General features: G+C 68.8%; 23 protein-coding genes and 4 pseudogenes. 16 read left to right on the top strand and 11 right to left on the bottom strand.

Annotated features, from left to right (window positions below; genetic code table 11):
* Positions 1–101 precede the first annotated feature (101 nt).
* The 4 genes and pseudogenes from AC5DRG_RS50820 to AC5DRG_RS50805 all read left to right on the top strand — a co-directional run bounded on the left by AC5DRG_RS50820 (position 102) and on the right by AC5DRG_RS50805 (position 2,553).
* Positions 102–284 carry a hypothetical protein gene (locus AC5DRG_RS50820; protein WP_491807194.1) on the top strand — a complete coding sequence of 61 codons (183 nt, stop codon included), beginning with the start codon at positions 102–104 and terminating at the stop codon, positions 282–284.
* The gene (locus tag AC5DRG_RS50815; RefSeq protein WP_491807193.1) at positions 281–442 is read left to right on the top strand and encodes a hypothetical protein; all 162 of its coding nucleotides are present in this window, start codon (positions 281–283) and stop codon (positions 440–442) included. Before AC5DRG_RS50820 ends, AC5DRG_RS50815 begins: the two co-directional genes overlap by 4 nt.
* A gap of 126 nt (positions 443–568) precedes the next feature.
* Positions 569–1,287, top strand: a pseudogene (locus tag AC5DRG_RS50810) (hypothetical protein).
* Between the two features lie 351 nt (positions 1,288–1,638).
* Positions 1,639–2,553: a replication-relaxation family protein gene (locus tag AC5DRG_RS50805; protein ID WP_491807192.1), complete on the top strand. Its 915-nt coding sequence runs from the start codon at positions 1,639–1,641 to the stop codon at positions 2,551–2,553.
* A gap of 265 nt (positions 2,554–2,818) precedes the next feature.
* On the opposite strand, the gene AC5DRG_RS50800 is transcribed toward AC5DRG_RS50805, so the two are convergent.
* From AC5DRG_RS50800 to AC5DRG_RS50785, 4 genes are all read right to left on the bottom strand, one after another.
* Positions 2,819–3,490 (bottom strand): nucleoside 2-deoxyribosyltransferase domain-containing protein, encoded by a 672-nt coding sequence (locus AC5DRG_RS50800; protein ID WP_491807191.1) that lies wholly within the window; start codon positions 3,488–3,490, stop codon positions 2,819–2,821.
* Positions 3,487–3,684: a hypothetical protein gene (locus AC5DRG_RS50795; RefSeq protein WP_491807190.1), complete on the bottom strand. Its 198-nt coding sequence runs from the start codon at positions 3,682–3,684 to the stop codon at positions 3,487–3,489. Before AC5DRG_RS50795 ends, AC5DRG_RS50800 begins: the two co-directional genes overlap by 4 nt.
* Before the next feature lie 161 nt (positions 3,685–3,845).
* Positions 3,846–5,306 (bottom strand): hypothetical protein, encoded by a 1,461-nt coding sequence (locus AC5DRG_RS50790; RefSeq protein WP_491807189.1) that lies wholly within the window; start codon positions 5,304–5,306, stop codon positions 3,846–3,848.
* A complete protein-coding gene (locus AC5DRG_RS50785; RefSeq protein WP_491807188.1) occupies positions 5,303–6,361 on the bottom strand; it encodes a hypothetical protein in 1,059 nt (352 codons plus the stop codon). The genes AC5DRG_RS50790 and AC5DRG_RS50785 overlap by 4 nt, the downstream gene beginning before the upstream one ends.
* A 924-nt stretch (positions 6,362–7,285) precedes the next feature.
* Here AC5DRG_RS50785 and AC5DRG_RS50780 point away from each other — a divergent pair.
* From AC5DRG_RS50780 to AC5DRG_RS50760, 5 genes are all read left to right on the top strand, one after another.
* Complete coding sequence (locus AC5DRG_RS50780; protein ID WP_491807186.1) at positions 7,286–8,524, top strand: IS30 family transposase; 1,239 nt, start codon at positions 7,286–7,288, stop codon at positions 8,522–8,524.
* A 182-nt stretch (positions 8,525–8,706) separates the two neighbouring features.
* On the top strand, positions 8,707–9,366 hold the full coding sequence (locus AC5DRG_RS50775) for a conjugal transfer protein (protein WP_491807185.1): 660 nt from the start codon (positions 8,707–8,709) through the stop codon (positions 9,364–9,366).
* Positions 9,367–9,541: 175 nt separating this feature from the next.
* The gene (locus tag AC5DRG_RS50770; RefSeq protein WP_491807184.1) at positions 9,542–10,474 is read left to right on the top strand and encodes a hypothetical protein; all 933 of its coding nucleotides are present in this window, start codon (positions 9,542–9,544) and stop codon (positions 10,472–10,474) included.
* A 277-nt stretch (positions 10,475–10,751) separates the two neighbouring features.
* Positions 10,752–11,030, top strand: a complete 279-nt coding sequence (locus AC5DRG_RS50765) for a hypothetical protein (RefSeq protein WP_491807183.1) — start codon at positions 10,752–10,754, stop codon at positions 11,028–11,030.
* Positions 11,027–11,368 carry a hypothetical protein gene (locus AC5DRG_RS50760; RefSeq protein ID WP_491807181.1) on the top strand — a complete coding sequence of 114 codons (342 nt, stop codon included), beginning with the start codon at positions 11,027–11,029 and terminating at the stop codon, positions 11,366–11,368. The genes AC5DRG_RS50765 and AC5DRG_RS50760 overlap by 4 nt, the downstream gene beginning before the upstream one ends.
* Before the next feature lie 17 nt (positions 11,369–11,385).
* Here the strand turns inward: AC5DRG_RS50760 and AC5DRG_RS50755 are convergent, their stop codons facing one another.
* A complete protein-coding gene (locus tag AC5DRG_RS50755; RefSeq protein ID WP_491807180.1) occupies positions 11,386–12,606 on the bottom strand; it encodes an IS110 family RNA-guided transposase in 1,221 nt (406 codons plus the stop codon).
* 239 nt (positions 12,607–12,845) lie between these two features.
* Between AC5DRG_RS50755 and AC5DRG_RS50750 the strand changes: the two genes are divergently transcribed.
* On the top strand, positions 12,846–13,418 hold the full coding sequence (locus tag AC5DRG_RS50750) for a hypothetical protein (protein WP_491807178.1): 573 nt from the start codon (positions 12,846–12,848) through the stop codon (positions 13,416–13,418).
* A 63-nt stretch (positions 13,419–13,481) separates the two neighbouring features.
* Here AC5DRG_RS50750 and AC5DRG_RS50745 read toward each other — a convergent pair whose 3' ends face one another.
* On the bottom strand, positions 13,482–13,814 hold the full coding sequence (locus AC5DRG_RS50745; protein WP_491807177.1) for a hypothetical protein: 333 nt from the start codon (positions 13,812–13,814) through the stop codon (positions 13,482–13,484).
* 58 nt (positions 13,815–13,872) lie between these two features.
* Entirely contained in the window at positions 13,873–14,277 is a 405-nt protein-coding gene (locus tag AC5DRG_RS50740) for a hypothetical protein (protein WP_491807175.1), read from the bottom strand.
* A gap of 464 nt (positions 14,278–14,741) precedes the next feature.
* Here AC5DRG_RS50740 and AC5DRG_RS50735 point away from each other — a divergent pair, with 464 nt between their 5' ends.
* Complete coding sequence (locus AC5DRG_RS50735; RefSeq protein ID WP_491807174.1) at positions 14,742–16,544, top strand: IS481 family transposase; 1,803 nt, start codon at positions 14,742–14,744, stop codon at positions 16,542–16,544.
* 174 nt (positions 16,545–16,718) lie between these two features.
* Here AC5DRG_RS50735 and AC5DRG_RS50730 read toward each other — a convergent pair whose 3' ends face one another.
* On the bottom strand, positions 16,719–18,173 hold the full coding sequence (locus AC5DRG_RS50730) for an IS4 family transposase (protein WP_491807173.1): 1,455 nt from the start codon (positions 18,171–18,173) through the stop codon (positions 16,719–16,721).
* Positions 18,174–19,014: 841 nt separating this feature from the next.
* Here AC5DRG_RS50730 and AC5DRG_RS50725 point away from each other — a divergent pair.
* Positions 19,015–19,689: a hypothetical protein gene (locus AC5DRG_RS50725; RefSeq protein ID WP_491807172.1), complete on the top strand. Its 675-nt coding sequence runs from the start codon at positions 19,015–19,017 to the stop codon at positions 19,687–19,689.
* Positions 19,690–20,229: 540 nt separating this feature from the next.
* The gene (locus tag AC5DRG_RS50720; RefSeq protein WP_491807171.1) at positions 20,230–22,500 is read left to right on the top strand and encodes a M4 family metallopeptidase; all 2,271 of its coding nucleotides are present in this window, start codon (positions 20,230–20,232) and stop codon (positions 22,498–22,500) included.
* A 260-nt stretch (positions 22,501–22,760) separates the two neighbouring features.
* Here the strand turns inward: AC5DRG_RS50720 and AC5DRG_RS50715 are convergent, their stop codons facing one another.
* Together AC5DRG_RS50715 and AC5DRG_RS50710 are read right to left on the bottom strand one after the other, a co-directional pair.
* Positions 22,761–23,060 (bottom strand): hypothetical protein, encoded by a 300-nt coding sequence (locus AC5DRG_RS50715; protein WP_491807170.1) that lies wholly within the window; start codon positions 23,058–23,060, stop codon positions 22,761–22,763.
* Between the two features lie 194 nt (positions 23,061–23,254).
* Positions 23,255–23,836, bottom strand: a complete 582-nt coding sequence (locus AC5DRG_RS50710; protein ID WP_491807169.1) for a DUF6082 family protein — start codon at positions 23,834–23,836, stop codon at positions 23,255–23,257.
* 205 nt (positions 23,837–24,041) lie between these two features.
* On the opposite strand from AC5DRG_RS50710, the pseudogene AC5DRG_RS50705 reads away from it, so the two are divergent.
* Positions 24,042–24,549 (top strand): annotated as a pseudogene (locus AC5DRG_RS50705) (hypothetical protein); the annotation flags it as partial.
* Positions 24,521–24,955 (top strand): NUDIX domain-containing protein, encoded by a 435-nt coding sequence (locus tag AC5DRG_RS50700; RefSeq protein ID WP_491807168.1) that lies wholly within the window; start codon positions 24,521–24,523, stop codon positions 24,953–24,955. The pseudogene AC5DRG_RS50705 and the gene AC5DRG_RS50700, both read left to right, overlap by 29 nt.
* 269 nt (positions 24,956–25,224) lie before the next feature.
* Here AC5DRG_RS50700 and AC5DRG_RS50695 read toward each other — a convergent pair.
* Positions 25,225–25,710 (bottom strand): annotated as a pseudogene (locus AC5DRG_RS50695) (transposase); the annotation flags it as partial.
* A gap of 47 nt (positions 25,711–25,757) precedes the next feature.
* On the opposite strand from AC5DRG_RS50695, the pseudogene AC5DRG_RS50690 reads away from it, so the two are divergent.
* Positions 25,758–26,720: pseudogene (locus AC5DRG_RS50690) on the top strand (ISAzo13 family transposase); the annotation flags it as partial.
* Positions 26,721–26,726 lie beyond the last annotated feature (6 nt).

Genomic DNA, 26,726 nt, shown 5'->3' with positions numbered 1-26,726 from the left:
TGTCCGTTTCCACCTACAAAGCCAGCCGTGCGACGGGTGTGCCGCTCCGCTCTGAGATTCCCCAGGCGTCTCTGATCTTTTTGAAGGGCATACTGCTGATGGTGACGACGCCCACCCAGCGCCTCCTCGACCTCGCCGCGGCCACACCGGCCCGCCGCGCCGGGGACCTGGCGCTGCTCCTGCGCGAAGCGAGCGAGCTCTACCAGCAGGGCTTTGAAGACCTGCGCGACACGGTGGCCGCCCGCTTCGCCGGGCAGTCCCCCGGAGATCTGGTGGCGGCGTGAACACGGCCGGCATGCCGTGCGACGTATCGCAGGACCGCGACGAACTGCTCCTGCTGCTCGCCCTGGCCGAGTGGGAGATGACGCCGGCGGCCCTGGCCTACACGGAGATGGCCCAGGACGCGGCCTGCCGCGGTGTGTGCCTGATCCCCGAGGAATGACGTCTTCCTCGAGCCGCCCGGGAAAGCCTGGTCGGCGTGCTGGACCCCCACCCCAAACTCCTGCCATTATGTGAGTTGTGAGCCGGGCAGGCCGGCTCACCCACCGACAGGACGGACGGCTCTGCCATGACCTCGCGCCGTGAGCCTCGCCTGGCCGACGCCGCCGAGATCGCGGCCGAACACGACCTGACACCCGCCCGGATCAGCAGCCTCTACACCGACCGCACGGAAAACGCCGCCGGCGTGCCCTTTCCTGAGGTCGCCGGCATGCGCGGCCGCGCCCGCCTGTGGGACCACACGCAGGTCACCGAGTGGTTCGCCCACCGAACGCCGGCAAGACTCCAGGAACACACACCGCCCTCCCGCGACCCGCAGGAGTTGCTGAACGCGGCAGAAGCCTCGCGGGTTCCTCGGCTACAAGAACCCCAACCAGGTCACCACCTACGTCCGCGACCACCCCGGCTACTTCCCCGACCCGGATGTCGTCGAAGAGAAGGGCACGGCCGAGAACCCCTATGTCCGGAAGCTGTGGCGTGTGCAGACCCTCCTGGACTGGATGGACACCCGGCCCGGAAGCGGCAGACGCGCCGACGCCGGCCGCGCATCCTCGCTGCCCGATGTCCCCGTCGACGGAGATCCCGACGAACTCCTGGGGGCAACCGCGGCGGCCGCCCTGCTCGGGTACAAGAGCGTCGGCTCCTTCTCCAGCAGCCTTGCCCAGGGCAACCTGCCGCTGCTGAAAACCGTGGACGGGATCGCCGAGAACGCCGGGCGCCAGAACGGGACGCCGACGGTGGACCCGCCGACGCATCCTCCAGCAGGCCGCCCAGCGGTCCAGGAAGTAGAACCCGGCGGTGAGCGCAATTCCGCCCACCGCCCCAGAAACGCGACAGCCGGTTACGGGCCGTTGGTCCCTTGCGGGCCGGGTGTCGCACGATGGCCGGCATGGCGTGGCTCGCCACCACGCCCCGCAGCAGCACCTGCTGCTGCGGACCGGCCATCGCCGTTTCCCAAGGCCGCCGCCATGGGCTGTTCCTGCCGCGGACCGCGGGTGCCCCTGAGAGTTCGCCCAATCTCGCGGTCGGGGCCGTGGTCGCCGTCCATGGCCCCGCCCACGAGAACGTTCTTGGGTCGTGACCTTGGTCGGGGCCACGTGGTCGGGGGTTGGGTCGGGGGCGGCGGGTTGCCTCATCTCCATGACCAGTTCCACACCAGGCGCTCCGTCCGCCGAGTTGGCCCCCAGCCCCGCTGAACCGCTCCGGTTGCAGATCCTGACCGCGCTCGCCCTGCACCGCATGGCCACGACCGGCCAGTTGCGCCAGATGCTGCGGCCGGACGGCTCCCGCCAGCTGTTCTCCCGTGCGCTGAACAAGCTGCGCTCCACGGGTTTCGTCGACCTCACCCCGCTTCCGGACGCGAACCGGTCGCGGACCCACGCCTGGTACCTCACACCAGAAGGGTCGCGACTGACCCGCGATCTTCCTGTCCTGCGGGGGCGGCCGCCGTACCCCATCACCTCGACAACCGCAGCGTCGCTGAAGACACCGCACACGCTCACCGTGGTACGCGCCCACCTGCCCTTCGCAGCTGACGCGCGCCGGCTCGGGCACGAGCACGGCCCGTGGGACTGGACTCCCGAGGTTTCTCACCACGTCGGTGAGGGCGAGCGCCTTGTGGCCGACGCCGTCATGCACTACACCGTCGTCGACGGCGGACACCGCCGGAAGCTGCGCGCCTTCGTGGAGGTCGATCGCAGCACCATGAGCAGCGAACGCCTGGCCGTGAAACTGATCGAGTACGCCCGGCTGTGCCAGTACGAAGCCCAGCCCGTCGGCCGCCGCAGGCCGACCTCCACCGGTCCTGCCTGGCTCAGGTGGTATCCCGTGTTCCCCCGCGTCCTCTTCATGCTCACCGGGGCCTCCCGGGCCAGGCTGGGAAACAGAATCAGCGATCTGCAGGCGATGGTCGCTCAGCACCCGCTCGTCGCGGCCCTCGCCCGCGAAGTTCAGCTGGGAGCCTGCGTCCTGGAAGACATCGAGCAGCACGGTCCCTCTGCGGCGGTGTGGATGCCGCTGGCCGGAGGCGAGCCTCGCCCGTGGACCGCCTTGTGATGAGCTTGTCGTGTAACGCCATAGGGCGGTTAGGGCGCGGCCTGAGGGCCGTTGGCCAGCTTCCCAGCGCGGAAGCGAGCCGGCCCTGGAGTGCTGGATCTTGCACTTCGACGGCGAGGCGCTAGTCCTCTCCCCCGCAGCCAGTACGTTCAGCCAGGTGCGGAGTTCAGCGAACGGGCGGCGCAGACCGCGTATGCCGCTGCGGGCAACCGGCGGCGGCGCGCTGGATGGCCGGCGACGCCGCACCGGTGAGGGGCGGCCGTTTTCACGGGGTGCGCCTCATCTCCGTCTGCCGGGCGTCCGCGCAGTTCTCCCGCACCTGCCGTGCCAAGGCCTGGAGTTCCGCGAAGTCCTCGTGGGAAAACGTCCCGTTGGCGGGCAACGCCTCCATCGCCTCCTGTGCCCGGTGGAAGCCGCTCTCGGGGTCCCCGAGCGAACGTAGCCGCTGCGCCTCCGCGATCAGGCTGCGCACCCGCTGCGCCACGGCCGCCGCGGCGGCGGTCCGCACGGTGTCCTCCAGCCGGTCGTGGACCTCGATCTCGGGCCGGGCGTACCGGAGTTGGGCAACCACGTCCAGGCGGCGCTCGTAGTGCGGGTGCGCGCCGACCGCGAGGGTGGCATCGCGGGCGGCATGGGCCCCGAGTTCGTACAGCACGACGGGCTGGAGGGTGTCCGCGCAGAACCAGAACAGGATGACGGCGGCCCGGTGCAGCGCGGCGTACTCCCACGCCACCTGCTCGCCGTGGGCGGCCGGGTCGCCGGCGGGAAAGTGAGCGCGGCGGGGGTTGAGGACGGCGGCGGGGCAGTCGAGTGCCTGCAGCTGATGGACCGCATCGCGCTGCCAGTCGGGGCAGCCGGTGATGCCGCCGCCCAAGAACAGCACGGGTTCCTCGAATCCCGGGCTGTCGTAGACGGCCGGGGCCTCGATGTACCTCATGCCGCGCGGGGCCCGCTGTGCGCCGGGCAGATCGCCGCGTCGGACACCGAGAGCGGAGTGGGCTTGCGGTAGCTCCGCCCCGCGGGCAGCTTCGCCCGTTCGCCCTCCCACACCAGCGGCAGACTCGCCTGCTCGGTGCAGGGACCGGTGAAGGTGGCGGTGGCGTTGTGGTGGCACCTGACGGTCAGTGTCATGGTCGGCAGCGTACGGGTACGGGCCGATCGGCAGACTGGCTTCAGGAACGAGAGTCGGGCGCACTCGCGAGCCTTGGGTTCCAGAGGTGGGGGCAGAAGTCGTTCCCGAAACCGGCAGGGCTCGGGGGCGTCGGCCGTCGCCGCCCCAACGGGGGTGGTTGCTACGCGTGGTGGAAGAGCGGGGGCAGCAGGCCATCGCCCGGCCAGAGGTCCTGTTCGGCTACGAGGACGGCGAGGTACATGTCGACCTCGGCCAGGACGGCGGCGCGCTCCTTCGGCCCATAGGTGCGGAACTGGCCGGCTGCGGCGTCGAAGACGCTGACGTGGTTGTGCGGGCCGGTGATGACGAGGGCGCGCCCAATCTCGGGGAGGCCGAGGCTGAGGGCGTCGCACTCGGCTGCGCGGACGAGGTGCAGGAGGTCGGTGGTGACCTTCTCCCAGTCGCCGACGTAGGGCCAGTCGGCGCCGCCGCCCAGTTCGTGGGTGAGGGTGGACAGCGGGATGATCTCGCCCGGCCGGCGTCCCTGGGTGAGGCGGTCGTGGATCTTGGCGCCGTCGGGCTGCCGTACCTCGGGATGGAGCAGGGAGTCGGCGGCTACCAGGGTGGTGTTGATCTCCTGGGTGCCATCGCCGGGGTAGTACGGCTCGTGTGCGAAGAGGAGATAGACGTCCGTGGTGCGGACTGAGTCGTCGGACGGGGCCTGGGTCATGGGGCGGTATCCCTTCAGCGGTGAAGTGCCCGGCGCGCTTCGAGGTGCTGGCTGTGCCGTCGGCTCGAAGCCGGACGGCAGCGGGCCCAGCGGGCCTTCGGGCCCGTGGGGTTGGTTCGCGTCGCTGGAGCGGGCCTCGGTGCGGGTGCGGTCCAGGATCTGGGCGACTTGGCCGGCGAGCTGGAGCATCAGCCGCTCGCGGTCGATGAGTTGAGCCGAGGCCGAGCGGGTGTCCTCGGTCTGGAGCAGGCCCGCGGCGTCCCACAGCAGGTTCTGGCCGACCTCGGCCGAGCGGCGCAGTGCGTAGCGGTCGCTGTCGGCGGCCGTCTGGAGGAGGAAGGTGTGCAGGGCGGCGAGGCGCTGCAGGTACTGGCAGGCGGCATCGCCTTCGACGCGGCGGACGTGTTCGCGGGCCCGGTCGTCGAGGCGGTCGGGCAGATGCTCGGTGAGGAGCGGGGCGAGCAGCATCGCCGGCAGCACCAGGTCGGCGGGGAGGCCGCGGCCCAGGGCGAGCAGGGCCGTGATGAGGCTGAGCACCCCCACGGCGGCCGCGGAGAGCCGCAAGGATGCGGGGCTCTCCGCAGTCAGGGCGATGCGGTGGGCGGGCCGCCTGGTCAGCCAGCGCACGGCCAGCCGCTGGGTCAGCGTCGCGCCCGGGGTGAGCACCCCGATCTGCCGGGGACGCCCTGGCACAGACCCGTCCCCGGGCACGGTCCAGGCCAGCCACCCCCACCCGGTGCGCTCGTACACGAGCACCGGCTCGCACCTGCCCGTGCACGCGGTGTCGCCGCAGACGTGGCCCCAGGACAGCGCACGGTCTCGTTCCTCCTCCCACCGTTTCGGATCGCGGTCGAAGGGGCGGAGGGGCTGCTGGGGTGCCGTCCGGGGTGGTGTGGGGATCGTGTCCGTCATGAGGTGCTCGCTTCCAGAAGGTCGGTCACAGCGGTGAGGGCGGAGGTGCAGGCGGTGCAGCGGCCGTCGCCGTCGGGGTGGGCGCGGCGGGGAGTAGGTCCTGGGCAGGTGCGGCACAGCGGCCAGTCGAGGCAGGCCGGGCAGAGGTCTTGGCCGGGGGCGGTGCCGGGCCTGCCGCAGCCCGCGCATTCGACGAGCGCCCGGCAGACGATCGCCTGGAAGACCGTGCGGCCGGCACCGGCCGTCGTTACGGGCTGCGCCTGCAGCGGGCGTTCGTCCGTGGCGACGCGGGCGACGCGGGCGACGCGGGCGACGGGCAGCGGGTAGTTCTGGGCGGAGCGCAGCCGGGCGGCGACGATCGCGTCGACGCAGGTCCGGATCCTGCTCGGCAGCGGGCGGCTGGTGATGACGCGGCGCAGCTGCTCACAGCTCCAGCCGGCGTCCAGCATCGCGGTCATGATCCGGCCCTGGTCGTACAAGGCCTTCTCCTGCAGCAGCAGTTGGGGATGGGCCGCGCCGATCGACAGCAGCAGCCCGGTGCCCGGGTCCAGAACCTGCGCCGCAGGCGTGACCCGCGGGGGCGGCGCCGGGCGGCCGGGTGTGCGCTCGCCGCGGGCGCACGGAGGGACGGTTGTGGTGTTCTGCTGGTTGGTCTTCTTACTGATGGTGTTCTTTGTGGGGCGGTCAGCCAACGTAGGGTTATCCAGTCCTGGATTTCCCGACTCTGGCTGCGACCTGGTGTGTTGCAGGCTGGGCAGGTCGGTGATGACGTACGTGGCCGAGCCGAGGGTGCCATCGGGGTTTCGGTCGCGGTCCCGCCGCAGGAAGCCGTAACGCTCCAGCTCCTTCAGCCCACTCGCCACCGCGTCCACGCCCTCGCGGCCGCGGCGGGCCAGGTCCGAGACCGTCATGTGCCAGCCGTCGCGGTCGGTGCTGACCAGCCCGAACAGCCCCTTCACCTTGAAGGACATGCGGCCGTCGCGGAACAGGCCGTTGGCGATCTGGGTGAACTGATCGCCGGCCATCACGCCGCGACGGACCCGTGCTCCGTTCACCGCGCGACCCGCAGTGCGCCGGAGCGGCCCGCGCCGCTCGCGGACGCGAGACGGCCGGCGCCGGCGCGCGAGGGGACATGCGTGAAGTCCATGGAGGCAGCTCACCCGCCGACACCGACCAGGACGGCAGCCACAACCCCCGACCACCCATCACGATCCGGCACCATACGAGCCGGGCCGCCAGGGTCGGGTTCGTGATCGGCCCCGACCAGCCGCCGGGCAGGCGCCACGCAGGCGACGCGCGAGCGGCGCGCAAGCGGCGCAGGCGACGCGCGGCGCTCATGACCACAGGGTGGTGGGCGATCGGTCGCGGCCGGCTCGCGCGCGCATCCGACCGTGCAGGTCGTCCCGGAGACGTCCACCGCGCCCCGAGCTGTATGCGGTGACGGCAGCGAATCCGCTCCGAAGGAGCTGCGGCGTACGGCCTTGAACCCGTGACCGGCCACATCGCCTCTGCCGATCCGCGACACCCCTCTTGATCCCGGGACTGAACGAGGCCTCCGGTGAAGGCGGCCCCAGCCACCAGCCGGGCCGCGCGGCCCGCGTTGAACGTCGCTCTCATCCCCGTTGCGCAATCGGTGCGCACTGCCGGCTGCGCAGCCGTGGCCGGGGCGCTGCGCACCACGCCCCGGGTCGTGCCCAATCGACGTGCGCGCGTGACTGCGCAGCCGGGCCTGCGCCGTAGGCCTCGCGCTGCGCATCCGCCCTTCCAGTGCCCAGTCCCACCGGGGGGGCGGGAGGCGGGAGACTGCTCGTCCGCGGGATTCATCACGGTGCGCACTGCGGCGCCGGCCACCCCGGCCACCATGTGATCCCCGCCCCGAGGCGGAGCTCCCCGGGTGCGAAATGCCGCGGCCGGGTCTGCGGCCGGGTCTGTGGCCTGAGTTCTAGTGGTCGTTGCAACACCTCAGCTCAGAGGTGGCAATGGACTTCGAGATTCGTGGTGGCCGGAGGCCTCAGGGGAACAGACCGCTGGTCCGAGAACGGGAGACATACTTCCGACTTGTGGATCAAGGAATGAGCTTTGCCGAGGCTGCCAGGGCCGCCGGCATCAGCGTCCGAACCGGCGAGCGGTGGCGAAACGGACGAGGCGCATCGGGTCGGTTCAAGGCGGCGCCCCCGGTCAACGCGGCATCACCCGTCGCTGAGCCGACGCCAGTTCCTCCTTCGCGCTATCTGCGCGAGGCCGATCGCATCCACATGGCCGACCGGCTGCAGGAGAAGGCCACCATCCGGGCGATCGCCGCCGAGCTGGGCCGCAGCCCATCGACGATCAGCCGCGAAATCCGCCGCAACCGCACCGTCCTGGCCAACGGCCGCTGGCGCTACCGTCCCTTTGCCGCCCAGCGCCGAGCTGACGCCCGGCGGCCTCGCCCCAAGACCGGGAAGATCGGCCAGAACCCGGAACTGCACGACTTCATCCAGTCCCACCTGGCCCTGCGCTGGAGTCCCGAGCAGATCTGTCACGCTCTGCGCAGGCGCTTCACCCATCGGCCGGAGATGCACGTGACCCACGAGACCATCTACCAGGCCCTCTACGTCCAAGGCCGCGGTGAACTCCGCCGCAAACTAACCCAGGCTCTGCGCACCGGACGTGCCATCCGCCGTCCTCGCCGCCTGGCCGACCGGCGTCGCTCCCGCGCCGTCAAGAACATGGTCATGATCAGCGAACGGCCCGCCGAGGCAGCCGACCGCGCTGTCCCCGGGCGCTGGGAAGGCGACTTGATCGTCGGCCCCAGATCCCGCTCCGCGATCGCCACCCTGGTCGAACGCAGCACCCGCTACCTGATGCTGGTCCACCTGCCCGACGGCCACAGCGCCGCAGCCCTGCGCGACGCCCTCATCACCACCGTCAAAACCTTGCCGCCCCACCTGAAGCGATCCTTGACCTGGGATCAGGGCACCGAGATGGCCGCTCACCACGGCTTCAGCATCGCCACCAACGTCCCGGTCTACTTCTGCCATCCCGCCAGCCCCTGGCAGCGCGGCTCGAACGAGAACACCAACGGCCTGCTACGCCAGTACTTCCCCAAGGGCACCGACCTGTCCGCACACACCCCCGAGCACCTTTACGCCGTCGCCGCCGAGCTCAACAGCCGCCCCCGCAAAACGCTCGACTGGGAAACCCCAGCCGAGCGTCTGCATAAACTGCTCGCGACTTGATCAACTCACCGCGTGTTGCAACGACCCCCTGAATCCACCGTGGTCGGCCCGACCACGGCCCCCACCACGGGTTCGTGTCCCCTTCGTAATCGTGGTCGGGCCTTCATGGTCGGTGGTCGGGTCGGGGTCGGCAGGTTGTCTCGGGTCACAAGCAACACCTCGCTTTGACCTGGGAGTTCGGAATGTCTCGTGCCAAGCAGACGCCGGATGAGCAGGCTGCTCCTCCGACCGCTGCCGGGGCTCGGCTGCAGCAGATGCGGCGGCGGGTCCGCCTGGGCCACCTGGGCGCGTGGGCCGCGGTGGCGGCCGGCCCGATCGCGCTGGCCCTCACCGTGGCCACGCCAGCGACCCTGGTCCCTACCGCCCCCGCGACCCAGCCGGCCACCGTGAAGACGGCCGCGGCGGCCGATCCGGCCGGGTACGCCACGGTGTTCCTCGACGCTTGGCTGCGCAGCCGTGCGGGCGCCGAGAGCAGTACGCAGGCCCGGCTTGCGCAATCGCTGGGCCCGGACGCCGGTCTTCCCGAGTCCTGGAATGCGCAGCCCGAGCCGGAGTCGGTCGTGGCGGTGCGCAGTGCACAGCAGACCGGCGAGGCATGGTCGGTGACACTTGCTGCGCAGTACGCCGACGGACCGGTGCGCTACTACGCCGTGCCGGTCGCCGCCGATCGCGAGGGCGCCTCGTTCACGGTGGCCGGTGCGCCGGGCGTGGTGGCCGGTCCGGCCCGGGCCGAGGTGGCAAAGTCGTCGTACGGCGTGACGATCCCGGAGGGTGATCTGTCCTCCGCCGTCGGGGAGTTCCTCGCCGCCTACCTGACCGGTACCGGAGATGGGGATCTCTGAATTCGGCCAGGACCGCTCGTCGCCTCACTCGGTCCGGCGTTCAACGGAGTGAGGACCTTCAACGAGTACGGCGCGTGTTTCCGGCCGGGGCCACCGACTCGTGGAGTGCGGGGGGGGTGTTGGACGGCCAAGGGGGCCATGGGGGCCCCACGCAGCAGCCGTCTACGCTCTCCGCATGCAGCGCAGCGACGTCACGCGGGACGACGGCACGTGGGTGGGCCTGTCCCTGGACGTACACGACCGCCACCCGCCGGGGCTGCGCGTGTTCAGCGCCGGCCCGCGACTGTTGGTCTCCCAGCCGTCGCGGCCTGTGTTGCTCGCCGTTGTCGACGAGCCACTCCAGGGCGTGGACTTCTGGCGCACCGACGAGTACCGCTCCTTCGTCCCGCCCTTGCGCGCCGATGTGGGACGCGCCCTGGCGGGCAGCCCGGAACGGTGGGCTCACCGCTTTGCCCAGTACCTCATCGACTCACCAGCCAGCCCGTTGCATGAGGGCCGGTGGCTACTCTCGTGCGACAGTCCGCTCCTGCGCTGGCGCCACGCCGACACCTCGCATGCCAAGTACTGGAGCTCGATGCTCGTCGACGGCCATCCAGACGGATACATCGACTGGTTCGTCCATTCGCATTCGTGGGAGGTCCTTCCGCTGCGGCCAATGCCCGATGCCGACGACAGCCGGGTCAAGGCGTACCGCAAGCAAGCCCGTGAAGGGACACTCCCACCCGTCCTGTTGTGGTGGGTCAGTGGCCTGGACTGCCATCTGATCCTGGACGGTCACGCGCGGTTCGCCGCGGCGATCGCCGAGTCCGTCGAGCCTCCGCTACTGCAGTTGCACCGCACGGTGTCGCGCGATGACCTGGCCGCGCGCGTCAATGATGCCGTGGGCTTCTACGAGGACGAACTGGCACGCTTCGCCGAACTCCGCGCCATCCATGGCCCCACCGTCCCGGACGGCGCCGCCACCGCCGGCCCGCAGCTCGTCCGCCTCCTCCACGACCTGAACACCACGGAACAGCCGACCTGGGCCTGGCCCCTGCCCGGCGGGGAAGATCAGTGGCGTCGCATCGCACGCGAGGTGACAGCCAGCCAGGACTGGCTCCGTATCTGAGTCTTGCCGAATCTCTCCAACTAACCGTTACATCCAGGCACACCGCCGACCGCCAGGGACGCGCACACCGCAACGAAGGGTCCCTTTCCCGGGCACGGGCTCTCACACGTAGGCGAGCTCTGGCTCCAGCCGCCCTCAGCAGGCGGTCCGCGGCCGAGTTGGTCCGCCCACCTGGAGCTGGCTGGCTATCAGGCGACGTGGGGAGATCCCCTGAGCAGGTCTGGGGCCACCGCCGAGCAGGAGATGGCCGAATTCAAGGAGCGCCATCACCGGAGAGGTGGGCCGCTACCTCGCGCCCGGCGTGACGCTGTCGGCCGTCTCCCCCGCCCCGTACGCGGCGGTCTCCGTCCAGCAGATGTCCGCCGCCGAACAGGCGGCGGCCGCCGAGAAAGTGCCTGCCGACGGCACGAGGGTGCGTGTCCTCGTCCAGGCGGAAGCCCGGGACACCGGCGGCCGGTGGCCGCTGGCGTACGAGCTCACGCTGAAAGCCCGCTCCAGCCGGTGGGAAATCGCGGCGCCGGAAACCGGGACCGCCCGGGACGGCGGTGCGCGGTGAACACGGTGCACAGCGTGATGCTCGCCGGGCAGCTGGACCACCTCGGCGACTCATGGATCTCCATGTTCCAGGACTGGGCGACCAAAGGACTGCAGGCCGGCCTGATCTGCCTCGTCGTCATCCTCATGATCCAGATGCGCAGCCTCAAGGCCGGGATCGGCGCCCTCCTCCTCATGATCATCGCGCTGGGGCTGTACAACTCCCGCGAATCCCTCGCCAACATGTTCGAGGACGAGGTCAACAACCCTGCCAAGAGCGCACCCCCTGTCCCCGGCGCCGCGCATGGTCCCGGTCCGGTCGTGCGGGAGCACTCCGCCGGTGCGGGAGGCCGGCCGTGAGTTCCCTGAGTCAACCTCTATGCCGCAGCGACCGCCTCGGGAGCCCGTTTGATCTTGTTGTTGGCTTGGTGCGTGTCGGGGTCGTAGCAGGTTCCGTCGCGCCAGCAGGCCCACATCACTCGCAGCCAGGCTCGCGCGAGGATGCGGGCGGCGTGGGGGTGACGTTTCTTGTCCGCCCGGGCGTCGTTGTAGATCTTCGCGGCCCAGTCACTGGCGTGCCGGCTGTTGTCGGCGTAGCCGACGATGGCCAGGCGGGCACGGCGGTTTGCAGCGTAGCGGAAGGTCACCACACGGGACTTGCCGGACGCCCGGGTCACCGGAACGACCCCGGTCTCGGCGATGAACTGCTCGCTGGTCCGGGAGCGCTCCAGGATCGGGCCGATCTCACCGATGATCTGCCCGAGGTTGACCGTCCCGATACGGGGCATGGTCGCGAACAACTGCGCATAGGGATGGGTGGCGACCGCGTCGGCGATGGCCTCGTCCAAGGCCCGGATCGTGGCGCGGATGCTCTTGACCAGCTGGACCTGCACACGGACCAGCTGCTCGACCACGCTGTCGCTGAGCCGGGATGCCGACTTGGGCGCGGAGCGCAGACGTTCGATGAGGACGCTGCCGGGCCTCTTGCCGGAGTAGCCGCGGCGCTTGCACCAGGCTTCAAGGCGCCCTGCGGTGAGCTTGGCGGCCAAGGCCGGAGTCGGGTAGCGCTCCAAAAACGCCAGGGCAATGTCGCTGTGCAGGGTGGCGAAGACGGCCTTGCCACCGGGCCAGTGCATGTCCAGCCGGGCCGCAAGCTGGTTGACAGCGGCGATGCGGGCAGCCATGTGGTCGGCCCGCTGCCGGGTCAGGGCCTGCAGCTCCATCGTCGCCCGCTCGGTCGGCTCCAGGCGCGGCAGGAAGTGCCCGTCGGTGCGCAGATAGTCGGCGAGCTTGAGGCTGTCGCCAGCGTCCGTCTTGGCCTTGGCCGCGCCCCAGCGCGGGCGCATCGCATGGAAGGCGTTGGGGTGCACCGGCACCACTGGGTGGCCTGCGGCCAGCAGCCGGTCCACCACCAGGCCACGGGTGGTCTCGATCGCGACGGGCAAGCCCGCCGGATCGCCGTACTTGGCCAGCTTCGCCAGAGTCCGGGCGATGCCTTCCTCGGTGTGCGCGAACTCCCAGCGGTCCACGCGGGCACCGGAGTTGTCCATGACCGTCACGTCGTGGGTCTCGGTCGCCCAGTCCCAGCCGATGTACACGAAAGAAGCACCTCTGTGTCGTGCGCGAAGCACCTGCCCGGTGGTGAGGACGTCTGCCGGGAGCTCATTAATCGGCCCTCTGCGGGGCGTGTCCCTGATGCCGATCAGACGGCCTCGGCCCGGCGGGGCTGGCACAACTCACAGTGGCCGTCGAGCAGCTCGCGCGGCAAGCCATGCACCCACCGGGACCGAGAGGTCACAACCCTACTCGTGAGGGCTGCAGAAGGGATGGTCCTCTAATGAGCGCGGCCGCCGCCGGGCGGGTGGGACGCTTCTACACCGCGGCCCGCCGCCATCCCTGGGTGCTGGGGAAGGTCGCGGACTGGAAGATCCCCCTCGGCCCGTACACACCCACGCAGATCGCGGCCGCCGTCATCGGCGGCCTCCTCCTGCTCAAGACCATCAGCTGGTGGTCGATGCTGGGGCCGATCCCGATCGTGGCCTGGCTGCTGACGATCTGGGCCGTGCGCCGGCCGAAGATCCGCGGACGGGCCCCGATACAGGCCGTGCTGGGCTGGATGCTGCTGGGCCGGCAGCCACAGGGAGGCCGGATCGGCGGGCGCGCCGCCCGCGACCGTGCGCCCCACCCGCTGTTCGGCGGCTTCACCATCGAGGACACTCCCGGCCCCGCCCCCGCCATGAAGGCCGCACCATCCCCCCAGTCCGCAGATCGCATCACAGCCCGGCCTCCCGACCTGCGTCCACGCGCCTCTGTACGAAACCGGCTGCTCCTGCGGCTGCGGCAGGGCCGGCGTCGGGCGTACAGCAACTGCCCGCCCTCACCGGACACAGCCGAGGCTCAGCGGACCTAGCTGCTCCCACGCCACATCCGTCAACTCACCCCGGCCAGCCACAGGATCAATGATCAGGTACGGCTAGTCACCCATGACCCACAAGTAGCTGCCCGGCGTCGCCGCACACTCGTCGAGAAGCTCGGCAAGGTCGAGCAGAGCCGCTGTCTGCCGGTCGTCAGTACATCTCCGCATCAGGGCGGCAACTTCCTGGCGGGCGACCTGGGCTTCCTGTTCGTTGAACAGCGTGTCGCCGTACGGATCCACCCAGCCGAGCTTGCCCGAGCCATGCCGGTCGAGGGCGCTCAGCACCATCGCCAGCCCTTCGCCGTGCTCGTAAGAGCCCCGCAGCAAGGTGTCCCGGTTCGACCCCCTTCGTATGGGTCGCCCCGAGTGCAGTTCCAGCTCAATCCCCATGACCTCTCCTACAGCCTCCGACACCGAAGCTTCGCAGAGATCATTTGTCAGACAGGCCCTAGTTGCAGTAGGCGATGTCGACGCTCCCGTCGCCGTTGTCGTCGTAGCCGATATCAGCGACGTTGTCGCGCGATGTCCAGCCATAGGTTGAGGTCCCGGCGACCCGGACGTACACCCACTCGTACCCGGTGGACACGTTGTACTGGAAGCACCGGTAATAGAGCAGCGTCCCCTTTGGGACCGAGGCGACGTTGTCGCACCCTGAGTAGTAGTTGTTCTTGAGGTTGATGGCTCTTATCGTGTTTCCGGCCCCCTCGCCGTTTGAACTGGGGATCCAGGTGAAACACGAATCAGCTGAGGCCGACGACGTGGTGGCCGTGGAGACACCGAAAATCATCAGCCCGGTGGTCAGGACTGACACGAGCAGCCGCGTCAGGCGGTGATGTGAAACATTGCTCAACACGCAGGTCCCCTCTCACTCACAAATGTGGCATGAGGGTATGTGCGGCGGCTCGGTGTCGCGTCCCGCAGCGGGTGGAACTCCCGCTCCACCTCGCGCGGTAGCACCGCGGTTCGTGCAACTTCCGTGGTAGTGGTTGCTACAACTTCCGTGGTACCGCGGAAACGAAGAGGCCACCCCGCGCGGGGGCGATTGGCCTCTTCGATCTCCCGATTCAGAGGGTCAGCGTCCGCAACCTCCCGGCTTGCGCTCGCCCACGGCGACCAGCCCAGCACGCCCATGACCGCCGACCGGCCGGGATGCCGTCCTGCCACACTGGCTATGTAGCGGCTCAGGACTTCCTTGACCGTTTGTCGTCGGCAGTTGCTTGACGGCTTTCGGGTGTTGGGCAAGTTCGGTCTCAACACATCCTTGACCGTCTCGCTGTGCTGGCATGGCAGCGGAGGGGGTTCATTGATCCGGAGGCGATGTCGCAGTTCAGGTACCGGGCCGTGTGTGAGGTCCTGGGCGGATCACCGATCGGCGAGGTCGCGGAGCGATACGGAACGACCCGCCAGTCCCTGCACACGTGGCGGAAGCGGTTCGAGCAGGAGGGACTACTCGGTCTGTCGGACAGGTCTCGCCGTCCGCGGACCAGTCCGACTCGCTTGCCGGCCGCCATCGAGGCGGCGATCTGCGAAGTACGGCGGCAGCATCCGCGGTGGGGTGCTCGTCGCATCAGCCATGAGCTGGCTCAGCGGCAGGACGCCCCGGTTCCTTCACGAGCGACCGTGCACCGTGTGCTCGTCCGGAACCGGCTGATTGCGGCCCAAGTCCAAGAGCACAAGCGCAAGTACCGCAGGTGGCAGAGGGAAGCACCGATGCACTTGTGGCAGATGGACCTGGTCGGCGGGGTCATGCTCGCTGACGGGCGCGAGTGCAAGATGGTGACAGGAATCGATGACCACTCGCGCTTCGTGGTCATCTCCACCGTAGTCGCGGTTCCCACTGGTCGTGCCGTCTGCGAGGCGTTCGCCCCGGCGATGCGCCGCTACGGCGTCCCCTCAGAGGTCCTGACGGACAACGGCAAGCAGTTCACCGGGCGCCATACCAAGCCCGAGCCCGTCGAGGTGCTGTTCGAACGGGTCTGCCGGGAGAACGGGATCACGGCCCGGCGAACCAAGCCGCGCTCGCCGACGACAACCGGGAAGATCGAGCGGTTCCATCGAACCCTGCGGGAGGAGTTCCTCAACCGCGTCGCGCCGTTCGCCTCGCAGGAAGCCGCCCAGCAAGCGGTCGATGAATGGGTGGCCGCCTACAACTACCAGCGGCCCCACCAGTCGTTGGACATGGCCGTTCCAGCAAGTCGCTTCCGACCCAATGGCCCCACCCGCACCGATCCAGTCCCCGCCGCGGAGGGCGGTCTCGGCGAGGAGGAACCCGAGCCGTTCGTGATCGGTGTCATCGAGACACCGCCACCGCCTCCGGCGGGATCCGGTGCCGTCGAGTTCGAGGCCCGGGTTCCACCCAGCGGAGAGCTCACCTTGGTGCCCGGGGCCCTGAGGATCTCGCTCCCGCAGGCCATGGCCGGCCGTCCCCTCACGGTCTGGGCAGATCAGCGCAGCGTCCACGTCGTCATGGACGGTCACTTGATCAAGACGGTCGCCTCGCGGCTGACGCCCGAGAACCTGCGCTGGCTGACCATGCGCGGAGCCCGGCCAGCAGGGTCGCCACCAGGAGCCCCGGCTCTGCCCCGCAGCAACGGGAAGACCAGCCGACTCGTCGTCCCGGCCGGAGAGGCCGTCGAGATCGACCGTCTCGTCCACCGCGACGGACTGATCAGCGTGAAGGGAGAGGACTACCACGTCAGCAACGGCTTCGCGGGACGCAAAATCACCCTGCGCCTCGACGGGCACCTCATGCACGCCATCACCGACGACGCTCTCATCGGCACCTGGCCCTGCCCCGTGAGCCGTGACCAACTGCCTTCCCTGCGCAGAGCACGAGCCGCCGACGGGCGCCTGCCCGCTCCCGCGCTGCCGACCGGAGCCATGCGAGTGCAGCGCCGGGTGAGCGACAGCGGCCGCATCATGGTCACCCGACAGCGCCTGAAGCTCGGCAAGCGGAACGCCGACAAGCTGGTCACGGTCATCATCGAGGACACCTACTTCCGCATCCTCCACGAAGGCGAAGAGATCGCCGTCAAACAGCGCAGGGACACCGGCCCGGTCACCATGCTCCGCGTCGTCTCCAAACGCGAGGACAGCCAGAAGCAGTCAAGCATCTCCTGAGACGCACACCAGTACGTCAAGCGCCACATGACGACGAACGGTCAAACATGTCCCGAGACGACACACAGCCAGCCATCCGCGCGGGCTGCGAGGCTACCGTCTCCGAAACGGTCCACGCTCACGGCCTGCGGCATTGCCGCTACCGGGGCCTGGCGAAGACCCAATGCCGGGAAGTTATACAGGTCGACGTGGCAGATCGGCCGGTACGCCGATCGCGATGACGATCTCGGGGTTGAGGAAGGGTGGGTCTTTCCTCGTTGCGTTGTAGGCGAAGGTGGAGATCGGGCGTTTGACGCGGCGGGGCAGGATGCGGAGTCCGCGGTGTGCCGGACCCAGTTCCCGGGGGTGGAGGATGGCTCGTCTGATCCAGGGAGTTGGTGAGGTGACGGAGGTGGCTGCGGACCCGGTCGCGTTGAGGACGGTGAGGCGGGCTGTTCGCAGGGTCACAGTCAGCGAGATGCGATCGGGGTCGATGCCGGCTTGGCCGGCCGCATCGGCGGCGATGAGCCGGGCGGCCTGGTAGACGATGAGCAGGCCGAAGAGTTCCTGCCGCGCTCCGTCGAAGGTCTGCGACCGCAGGACGCGCCCGGGACCTCGGAGGGTGACCTTCAACCCGAGGTACGCGGTCTCCACCTGCCACCGCTCGTGGTAGAGCTCGGCGAGTTCGGTGGCGGGGCACTGCTCATGGTCGAGCAGGGTGGTGATCAGTCGGAGGTGGGTGGTGCGACGGTGCCGGCCGTCGGTGCGGACGGTGACGGTGGCCTCGATCATCCGCAGGGCCAGGCCCTGTGCCTGCGGCGGGATGCCGCAGCGGTGACGGGTCCAGCGGGCCAGGCGGGCGCGTTCGTTCTGGCTGGTGGCCATGGACAGGTAGGTGCCGTCGGGCAGCAGATGGAGTACCGGTGGCAGTCGGTCGGTACTGGTCCGCCACAGCAGGTGCGCGCCCGTCGCGGCGGCCGCGCAGGCCAGTGGGACTCCCTTGCTGCCGCGGTCGGCCAGTACCAGCATGCCTGGGCGCAGGGCCCGGCACAGCAGGAGGGCCTGGTCCTTCTCGGACTGCTTCCAGGGGCCGACGATCGCGTCGATCACGGTCCGGGTCCCGCATTCGACCAGCGCGGTCAGTCGCATCAACGGGAAGCCGCCCAGTCCGAACTTCCCGGCTGCCCGGCCGCAGACCGCGAGGTTCTCAGGGCTGTCGGGAACCTGGAGGCCGGTGCCGTCCCAGGCCACCACCCGCAGCCCTCTCCACCACGAACCCGATGTATCCGCGGCCGCGGCGGCCCCTTTCACCTCGTCGAACAGTGCGGCCAGCGGAGCTGAACCGACCCGCCGCCGGGCCTGCCGCAGGGCAGCCGCCGATGGATCAACAACCGGCAGCCCTGCCCCGGCGACCAGACAAGCCCACACGCCCCGGTATCCGTACTCGGTGAACAGCGCCATCGCGAGCACGAAGTACACCACCACCCGCGAGGGGAGCTTACGGATACGCAACTGCACCCTGCCGGTCTTCGCGAGGACCGCGTCCACCAGCGACGGTGTGACGACCTGAGTCAGCTCGCCCAAGTGCCCGGCGGCGAAGGACACTTCACCACCCGCGCGTGCACGCACCAGCGTGCCAGGCTGAACCATAGGGGCTCCTCGAAGAACGGTGTCTTGGTCGACTTCCGTCCTACGCGGAGCCCCGCCCCACCAGGCCGATTTCGCCGAAGAGGTTGACAACGCGCCCCAGACTCAAACTTCCCGGCATTGGGCGAAGACACATGTCCAGCACGTGCTCACAGCCGCTGGAACCAACATCATCCGCCTCAGCGAATGCTTCCCACCAGGCACTACACCGCCATCGCCGCCGCGACCACCTAGCCACTTCCAACAGCTCTGCCAAAGGCTCACAACCTAGAGATCGCCAACAGTATCCGGAAGCACGGTCAGAACCAGATTCAGATATCGCCATCAGTGGTGGGCGCAGCCGAGCCCGGCATCCCGCCGGAACCGGATGCGCCCGATGATCTACGCCAGGGTCGTCGGCCGCAGACCGGCGCGAGCACCCAACTCACCATTCACACCAGACCCGTGACCTGCGTCTTCACGATGCACACCACTCATTCGGAGAGATGTCACCATGATCGACTCTTCGATGTGTCGTTGCGTCGTCGGATGGCCCGACGATCCGTTGGGGGGGGACAGACACCCTCTCGTGCCTGCTGCTCGGCGGTGCATGCACTGATGGTGGAGCACCGTGTGCCCGTGTGCCCGTGTGCCATAACGGTAGGGCGGCCGAACAACTGTCGCGTCCCGCGGCGGGTGGAACTCCCGCTCCATCGAGGGCGGTAGCCGCGCGGATCTGCAACTTTCGCGGTAGTGGTTGCTGCAACTTCCGTGGTACCTCAGAGGGTTGATGCTTCCGCGCGTACACCGGCGTTACGCTGCGGTGGTCTTCGCCCGATTGTGGTCCAAGTGAACAGGGGGGCCTGTGGGGTTCCGGCTGCTGCGTCTCGTCATCGCCTTCGGCGTGCTCATGCTCGCGATCGGGCTGGGCATGGTCGTGGACGGCAACCTCGGGAGAGGCCTTCCGCTGTTCGTCGCCGGGCTCCTGCTCGCCGGTGCGCCGACTGGCCTGCTCATTCGTCACGTCCGTGAGAACTGGACGACCGGCTACAGACCCTCACCCGCTATGGCGGACCCAGCGCTGCGGCGCACCTTCCGCAATGTCGGCGTGTCCGTCATCGTCTCAAGCGCGCTGTGGTTCGTCGCGGCCTTCGTGGTCCTCGTCGCCTTCTACCGGAGCGGCGACGACGACGGGGCCAGCGCCGGGGCCATCGCCGGCACCATGGTGCTGGGATGCTTCTTCGCCGGGCTGCCGACGCTGCTCGGCAGCCAGTTCCTCCGGTGCGGACAACTGCTGCTGCACGGCGACACCCACGGCATTGGCGGGGGCATGCGACTCGGCTGGATCGTCGTCGTCCTCGGCGGTCTCGTCACCGCTGGCTCCCTGTCCGACGGCCGCATCGAAATCGGGCTCTTCACCGGCACCCTGGTGGCAGTCGCGCTAGTTCACAATCTCTGGTTGCGTGCCCTGAACACCCGAGTCCTCCAGTACGAGCGCACAGTGCGTGCGCATTCCTCTCCGGGTATCTCCTCGACCTAATGAGGCCCGCGCAACGTGAAGTTCGCCGGTCAGGGATCTGGTGTGAGGAGCGGGCAGGGTACTCATGCTGAAACCGGCGAGCCGTGCAACGCCCACGACCGGTACCGCGCGGGCAGCATCCTCCAGGGCCATGCCGTCGCCCTGAACGGCCGTGTGACGTATGACGCACGTACCACAGGATCAGTACGCGGGAGACGGCGGTCGACCCCCTGCTCCTCGCGCCGAGGCGCCGCGACGGCTGCCCGTCGTCACGCGATGCCCGGCCGAAAGGTGTCGCTCAAGTGCGTGGACCGCAGCATGCAACGGCCAGTTTGAGCCGTTGCTTTGTTATTGCCATGACAAATCTGTGCGCGTGATGCCACGCTGCTGGGCGAAATGCTCACCGAGCACTCACATCCCCCTCACCCTTCCTCCTCTCCAGGGCACGGTGGCACCTTGTGCCGTGCGCAGTTCACCCGCGCCCCGCCGGACGGCCGCACCCCGGCCCGACCCGCTCTCCCGGACTCCCCCGAGTCCGATCACCCCCATAAGGAGAACGCCTTGACCCGGCATGACCGTTATCCCCACCACCCCAGATACACCGCGGCCCTGGTGCTCACCGCAGTCGGCACACTGCTGGCGGCCGGTATGCAGACCGGCGCCGCCTCCGCAGCTCCCGACCGCCACGCCCAGCCGAAAATCCTGGCCACCCATCGGGCCGGAGCGGCCCCGGCCGCTCTGTCGCCGGCGAAGCACGCCGCCCTCGTCGGGAACGCGGCCACGGCCGCCGATAGCACGGCGAAGAGCCTCGGCTTCGGGGCCAAGGAGAAGCTCGTCGTCAAGGACGTCACGCAGGACGCCGACGGCACCACCCACACCCGCTACGAGCGGACTTACGCCGGGCTGCCCGTCCTCGGCGGTGACCTGGTCGTCCACGCCAAGAGCGGCCGCCTCACGGTGTCGAGGGCCGCGAAAGCCGACCTGGCCCTGCCGGACATCACCCCGAACGTGTCGTCGGCCACGGTGAAGGCCAAGGCACTCGCGACCGCGGTGATGACGGGCGGCGAACAGGCCAGGCTCGACGACGCGCCGCGGCTCGTCGTCTGGGCAGCCGGTGCCAAGCCCGTTCTCGCCTGGGAGGCGGTGATCGGCGGCTTCCAGGACGACGGAACACCCAGCGAACTCCATGTGATCACCGACGCCGACTCGGGCAAGGCCCTGTTCCGCTACCAGGGCATCGAAACGGGCACCGGCACGGGCCAGTTCAACGGAACGGTTCCCCTCGGCACCACGCCCGACGGCTCGACGTACCAACTCCTCGACGGCGACCGCGCCGGACACCGCACCTACGACCTGAACCAGGGCACCTCCGGCACAGGCACGCTCTTCACGGATGACAACGATGTCTGGGGCGACGGGACCCCGAGCAACCGTCAGACCGCGGGCGTCGACGTCGCCTTCGGCGCCGCGGCCACCTGGGACTACTACAAAGACGTCTTCGGCCGCAACGGCATACGCAACGACGGAGTGGCCGCCTACAGCAGAGCCCACTACGGCAACAACTACGTCAACGCCTTCTGGTCCGACACCTGCTTCTGCATGACCTACGGCGACGGCTCCGGCAACACCCACCCGTTGACGGCGCTGGACGTGGCCGCGCACGAGATGACCCACGGCGTCACCGCCGCGACCACCGGCCTCACCTACTCCGGTGAGTCGGGCGGCCTCAACGAGGCCACCTCGGACATCTTCGCCGCCGCGGTGGAGTTCCACGAGAACCTGCCCGCCGACGTCCCCGACTACCTGGTCGGCGAGAAGATCGACATCAACGGCAACGGCACACCGCTGCGTTACATGGACAAACCCTCCAAGGACGGCGCGTCCCGCGACTACTGGAGTTCGACGCTCGGCAGCGTCGACGTCCACTACTCCTCGGGCCCGGCGAACCACCTCTTCTACCTGCTGTCCGAGGGCAGCGGCGCGAAGACCGTCAACGGGGTCACCTACGACAGTCCCACCTCCGACGGCCAGCCCGTCACCGGCATCGGCATCGACAACGCCCAGAAGGTCTGGTACCGGGCGCTCACCACATACATGACCTCGTCCACGAACTACGCGGGTGCCCGCACCGCGACGCTGCAGGCAGCGGCGGATCTCTTCGGCGCCTACAGCCCCTCCTACCTCGCCGTGGCCGACGCGTGGGCGGCGATCAACGTCGGCAACCGGATCGCGCTCGGCGTCAACGTGGCCCCGATCGCCGGCCAACTCAGCGGAGTCGGACAGGCCGTGTCCCTGCAGACGGACGCGTACACCACCAACTCCGGTGCGGGACTGACCTATTCCGCCACGGGTCTGCCGGACGGACTGACCATCAGCGACACCGGTCTGATCTCCGGCATCCCGACCACCCTCGGGACCAGTGACGTCACGGTGACCGTCACCGATGACACGGGTGCGTCCGCCACCGTCGGCTTCACCTGGCGGGTGGCCGACATCTACGCCAGCGCCACTCGCGTCGACATCCCCGACGCCGGCGCCGCCGTGGAGTCCCCGATCACGGTCACCGGCCGGACCGGCAACGCCTCGGCCACCACCCAGGTCTACGTCAAGATCGTCCACACTTACCGGGGCGACCTGAGTGTCGGTCTCGTCGGACCGGACGGAACCCTCTACTCACTACTGAACCGCAGCGGCGGCTCCGCCGACAACGTCGACCAGACCTTCACCGTCGACGCCTCCGCCCAGCCCGTTGCCGGCACCTGGAAGCTGCGGGTGCAGGACCACGATGCGATCGACGTCGGCTACATCGAACAGTGGCAGCTCACCCCCTGAGCCGGCCTACCCAGCCCCCTGTTTCCGAGGTTCACCGCTTCAGGTCTTGTGACTGAACGCCCGAGTCACCCGCTGAGCCCTCCCGTCTGCCGGACCTGCGATTCGGCAGGGGGCTCAGCGGACCCTGGGCCGGGACCTCGCCGTGAGCGCTGCGTGTCGATGACCTACTTCCCGCGAACGCCGTTGCCGTTCACCTCAGCAGCCGCCCGATGGTGCGGCTGCTGTTCGCGGCGAGCTGTGCCGTCGGAAGCATCCGCGGGTCAGCCGGTGACGAAGACCGGGTCCAGGGTCTGCCACCAGCGGGTGATCGCCGTGGCGTCGGAGTACCCGACCTGGAAGAGCGCGGACCGGTCGCAGTACGTGCAGGTGATGAGGTACCGCCCGCTGGCGAGGGTGAAGCAGGCCATGTCGCCCGTGGGCAGGGTGGAGCCCCTCTCGTGCCAGGAGCCGTGGACGTTCCGGCTCACGTCGCAGTTGCCCAGTGGGAGCCCCGAGGTGTAAGTCCGGCACGCGGCTTCGCGCTTGCTCTTGGACGGATACATCACGATATCCGCCTTCATGGTGACGTCTTCCGTGTGACGGGGAGAACTGAGTGGCCGTTGACACCCAGTCACTGGTTTCCTGACATGCTTTTGTCCCCTCGCCCTTTCGGCTTCAGGTAAGTCATTGGCCCAGGAACCTCCTTCCGAGTTCCTCCCGGATAATCCGGGGATACAACAGAGCGCCACGTGGCGCACAACGTCCGCTCCACCACTCAACGCTGCGGGCTGGGCACGGTCGACTCAACGAAGTAACCGCCCACGGAGACTGCTGGCCCGGCGGCGACAGCGGCGGCGTAGGACCGATCCGCAACGCGCGCGAACTGCCGGGTCCGCCGATTCGCTCCACCATCGGCGTAGCGCAGATAGTGCTCCCGTGAGTTACTCCAATGGTCCCGCGCCGTCTGCCCTTGGAAATGCAGCTCGAATGTCCTGATCAACTGGGCGTCTGTCATCAGGCCGAACGAGTACGTCTTTTCCCAGTCCTGGATGATGAGGTTGGTGTACACGATGCGCCGCCATTCGTCCGACGTCATCGGAACGGACGGAGGCTCCCAGCAGGTGAGGAACTCCGACTTCGTCAGCGACAGCAGGAGCAATTCCCGGTGCGCGGTCCAGGTCGTCTCTTCGGTGGCGATGCGGGTCTGCCGGGACTGGTAAGCCAACGAGGCCGCAACTCCGGCCAGAGCGCCCGCGGACAATATGACCGACAGAGCCCCATACGCCTGGCTGATCTGGCTCAACTTAGCCCAGTCCGCGTCCTTCGGCCCCACCGCCATGAGGAGGAACGGAGTCATCAGCACAAGCCCAAGCGCCGCCGCAACCACTGCGGCTATCCACACAATCCTCCCCACGGACATCCTCGCTCGCACCGCGTCCTCCCCCGTCCCGGGCTCCCATCAGCTCTCCATGCCACGCCGCTCCGGTCGTACTACCCAACCCGTGCCCACTCAAGAGCCCCAGCACAAGCACCCGCTGAGAACTCGAGGCAACTCGCCATGCAGCGACGTCGACCGATGCTGGCAGTCCTTCCTCCGACGTTTCGACCTGCAGCACACATTTCGCCTGTTCAAGCAGACGCTCGGGGGACCAAGCCCCGGCTCCGCTGCTCGGAGGCGGCCGACCGGTGGACGTGGCTGGTGATCGCCGCCTATGCCCAACTCCGGCTCGCCCGACCGCTGGCCGCCGATCTCCGGCACCCCTGGGAGAAGCCGGCCGAACCGAACAAACCCCCGCCCGAGTCCGGCGCGGGTTCAGGAACCTGCGCACGAAGACCGGCTCCCCAGTCGGTGCACCAAAACCTTCCCGTCCGGGTCCAGGTCGGCCGCTTGGCTCGAAAACCCGGCGTCCGGCGCCGCAGCACACCGTCGGACGACTGCTTGCCACCGGCGAGACGTCCTCCGACCAGCTCAGTGAGTGTTTGAGAACAGACCAGATTCCGAGGAGCAGCGCTGTCAGTGGGCTATGCCAGGGTGTGCGTCGTGGACGAACTGGTGGAGCGTGTCGATGATCAGGATCGTGTCCTGGGGGTGGTCAGCCGTCGGCAGGCAGTTCGGGAGGGTTGGCTGCACCGGGTCGCCGTGACGGTGTGTCGTGGTGAGGGTGGGCGGATCCTTGTTACCCGGCGGTCGGAGCAGCTGTCGCGCTTCCCCGGGCTCTATGAGGTCGTGGTCGGTGGCGCCGTTGGTGTCGGTGAGGCCTATGAGCAGGCTGCCGCGCGGGAACTGGCCGAAGAGCTGGGCGTTCGTGTGCTGCCGCGCTTGCTGTTCACGTTCCTCAACCGCAGCGGTTTGAGCCCTCACTGGCTCGGCGTGCACGAAGCCGCGGTGCCGTACGCCGTGGCCGCTGATCCTGATGAGATAGCTTGGCATGGCTGGCTGACCGAGCCAGAGCTGCGGTCGGCCCTGCTGGAGTGACGCTTCACCCCTGACAGCCACGAAGCCTTCAGCCGGTATCTCGCATTCGGCTCCGTCTCAGAAATGCAAGGTCGTAGGCAGGGTGATGCCTAGCGATCTGTCTCTGGGAGCGGGCACGATGAACGTCCACGGATGCTCAGGGAGCTGTCCAAGCCCATGCTCTCCATGTGGTCACGTGGTCTTCTTTGACCAGTCAACTTGGGGCCTCTCGCGCGTGAGTCGTCGGGTCATCAGGTGGATGAGGGGTCATGTCCCGCGGGGTGGTGTAGTCACGGCAGCTGTTTCGGTTCCGGATGTGGGGTGATCTGTGGTTCGGGCGGGGTTGGCTGGGTGGTGAAGAGCTCAGCCATGGAGGCTTCGGAGAGGTAGCGACGGTCGAAGCCCTGCCACTCGTCGTGGAGTTCGGCCAGCACCGCAGCGGCGAGCCGGTCCAGGGCCGCGGGGTTGGGAAAGACCTGGACGACGTCAGCCCGCCGTTTGATCTCCCGGTTCAGCCGCTCCAGCGGGTTGGTGGACCAGATCTTCTTCCAGTGCGCCGGCGGGAAGTCGGCGAACGCGGTGATGTCTGCTGCGGCGTCCAGCAGCATCTTCTTGACCTGTGGGAATTGCCGTCCGAGCCTGTCGGCGACCACGTTCACCTGGGTGCGGACCTGCTCGCCGGTGGTCTGCGCGAAGATGGTGCGGATGGTGGCGGCGACTATCTCTCCTGAGCCCCGCTCGATCACCGAGAACACGTCCCGGACGAAGTGAAGCCGTCAAGGAACAACCCGTTGCTTTCATAGGACAAGCCCGTTGCTCTGGTATGAGCTTCGCCGACGATGTTCTGGACCAGCTCGCGCTGCGGTTCCAGGTCGTGTTGCCGCATCTGAATGAGCGTCAGCGGCGTCTGATGCTGGCGCAGGAGGCGCGATTGCTCGGCCACGGTGGGGTACGGGCCGTGGCGCGGCTGGCCGGGGTGAGCGAGACGACGGTTCGCAACGGTGTGTTCGAGCTGGAGGCCGGTGGGGATCCGTTGCGGGACGGCTGTGTTCGGCGTCCCGGGGGTGGCCGCAAGCCCGTCGAGGAACAGGATCCTTCTCTGGTTCCGGCGTTGTTGCAGCTGGTGGAGCCGGACGAGCGGGGCGATCCGATGTCGCCGCTGCGCTGGACGACCAAGTCCTTGCGCAACCTCGCCGAGGAGCTGACCGGGCAAGGGCATCGGGTCTCCGCTCCTACCGTCGGCCGGCTGCTGAAGGGGCAGGGTTTCAGTCTGCAGGTCAGCGCCAAGACGCTGGAGGGCAAGCAACACCCCGATCGGGACGCGCAGTTCCGCTATATCAACGAACAGGTCAAGGAGTGCCAGTCCGGCGGTCAGCCGGTGATCAGCATCGATGCCAAGAAGAAGGAGCAGCTGGGACAGCTGCCGACCCCCGGGCGGCAATGGCGCCCCGCCGGGGATCCGGTGCAGGTGGAGGACCACAGCTTCTACTTCATCGGTCCCGACGTCGAGGTGGCGATACCCTTCGGCATCTACGATCTGGCCCGCGACAGCGGCTGGGTGAACGTCGGCACCGATCACGACACCTCGGTGTTCGCCGTCGAGTCGATCCGCCGCTGGTGGCGGGCCCGTGGCCGGGTTGACTACCCGGATGCCGGCCGGTTGCTGATCACCGCGGACTGCGGAGGGTCCAACAGCTACCGCTACCGGCTATGGAAGGCCGAACTCGCCGCGTTCGCCGCCCAGACGGGCCTCACGGTGAGCGTCTGTCACTTCCCGCCGGGCACCCAATGC

The sequence above is a fragment of the Streptomyces sp. JLBG701 genome (genome assembly GCF_058544905.1).
Note: the sequence above shows the minus strand (reverse complement) of the source record. Positions and strands in the feature narration are given on the sequence as shown.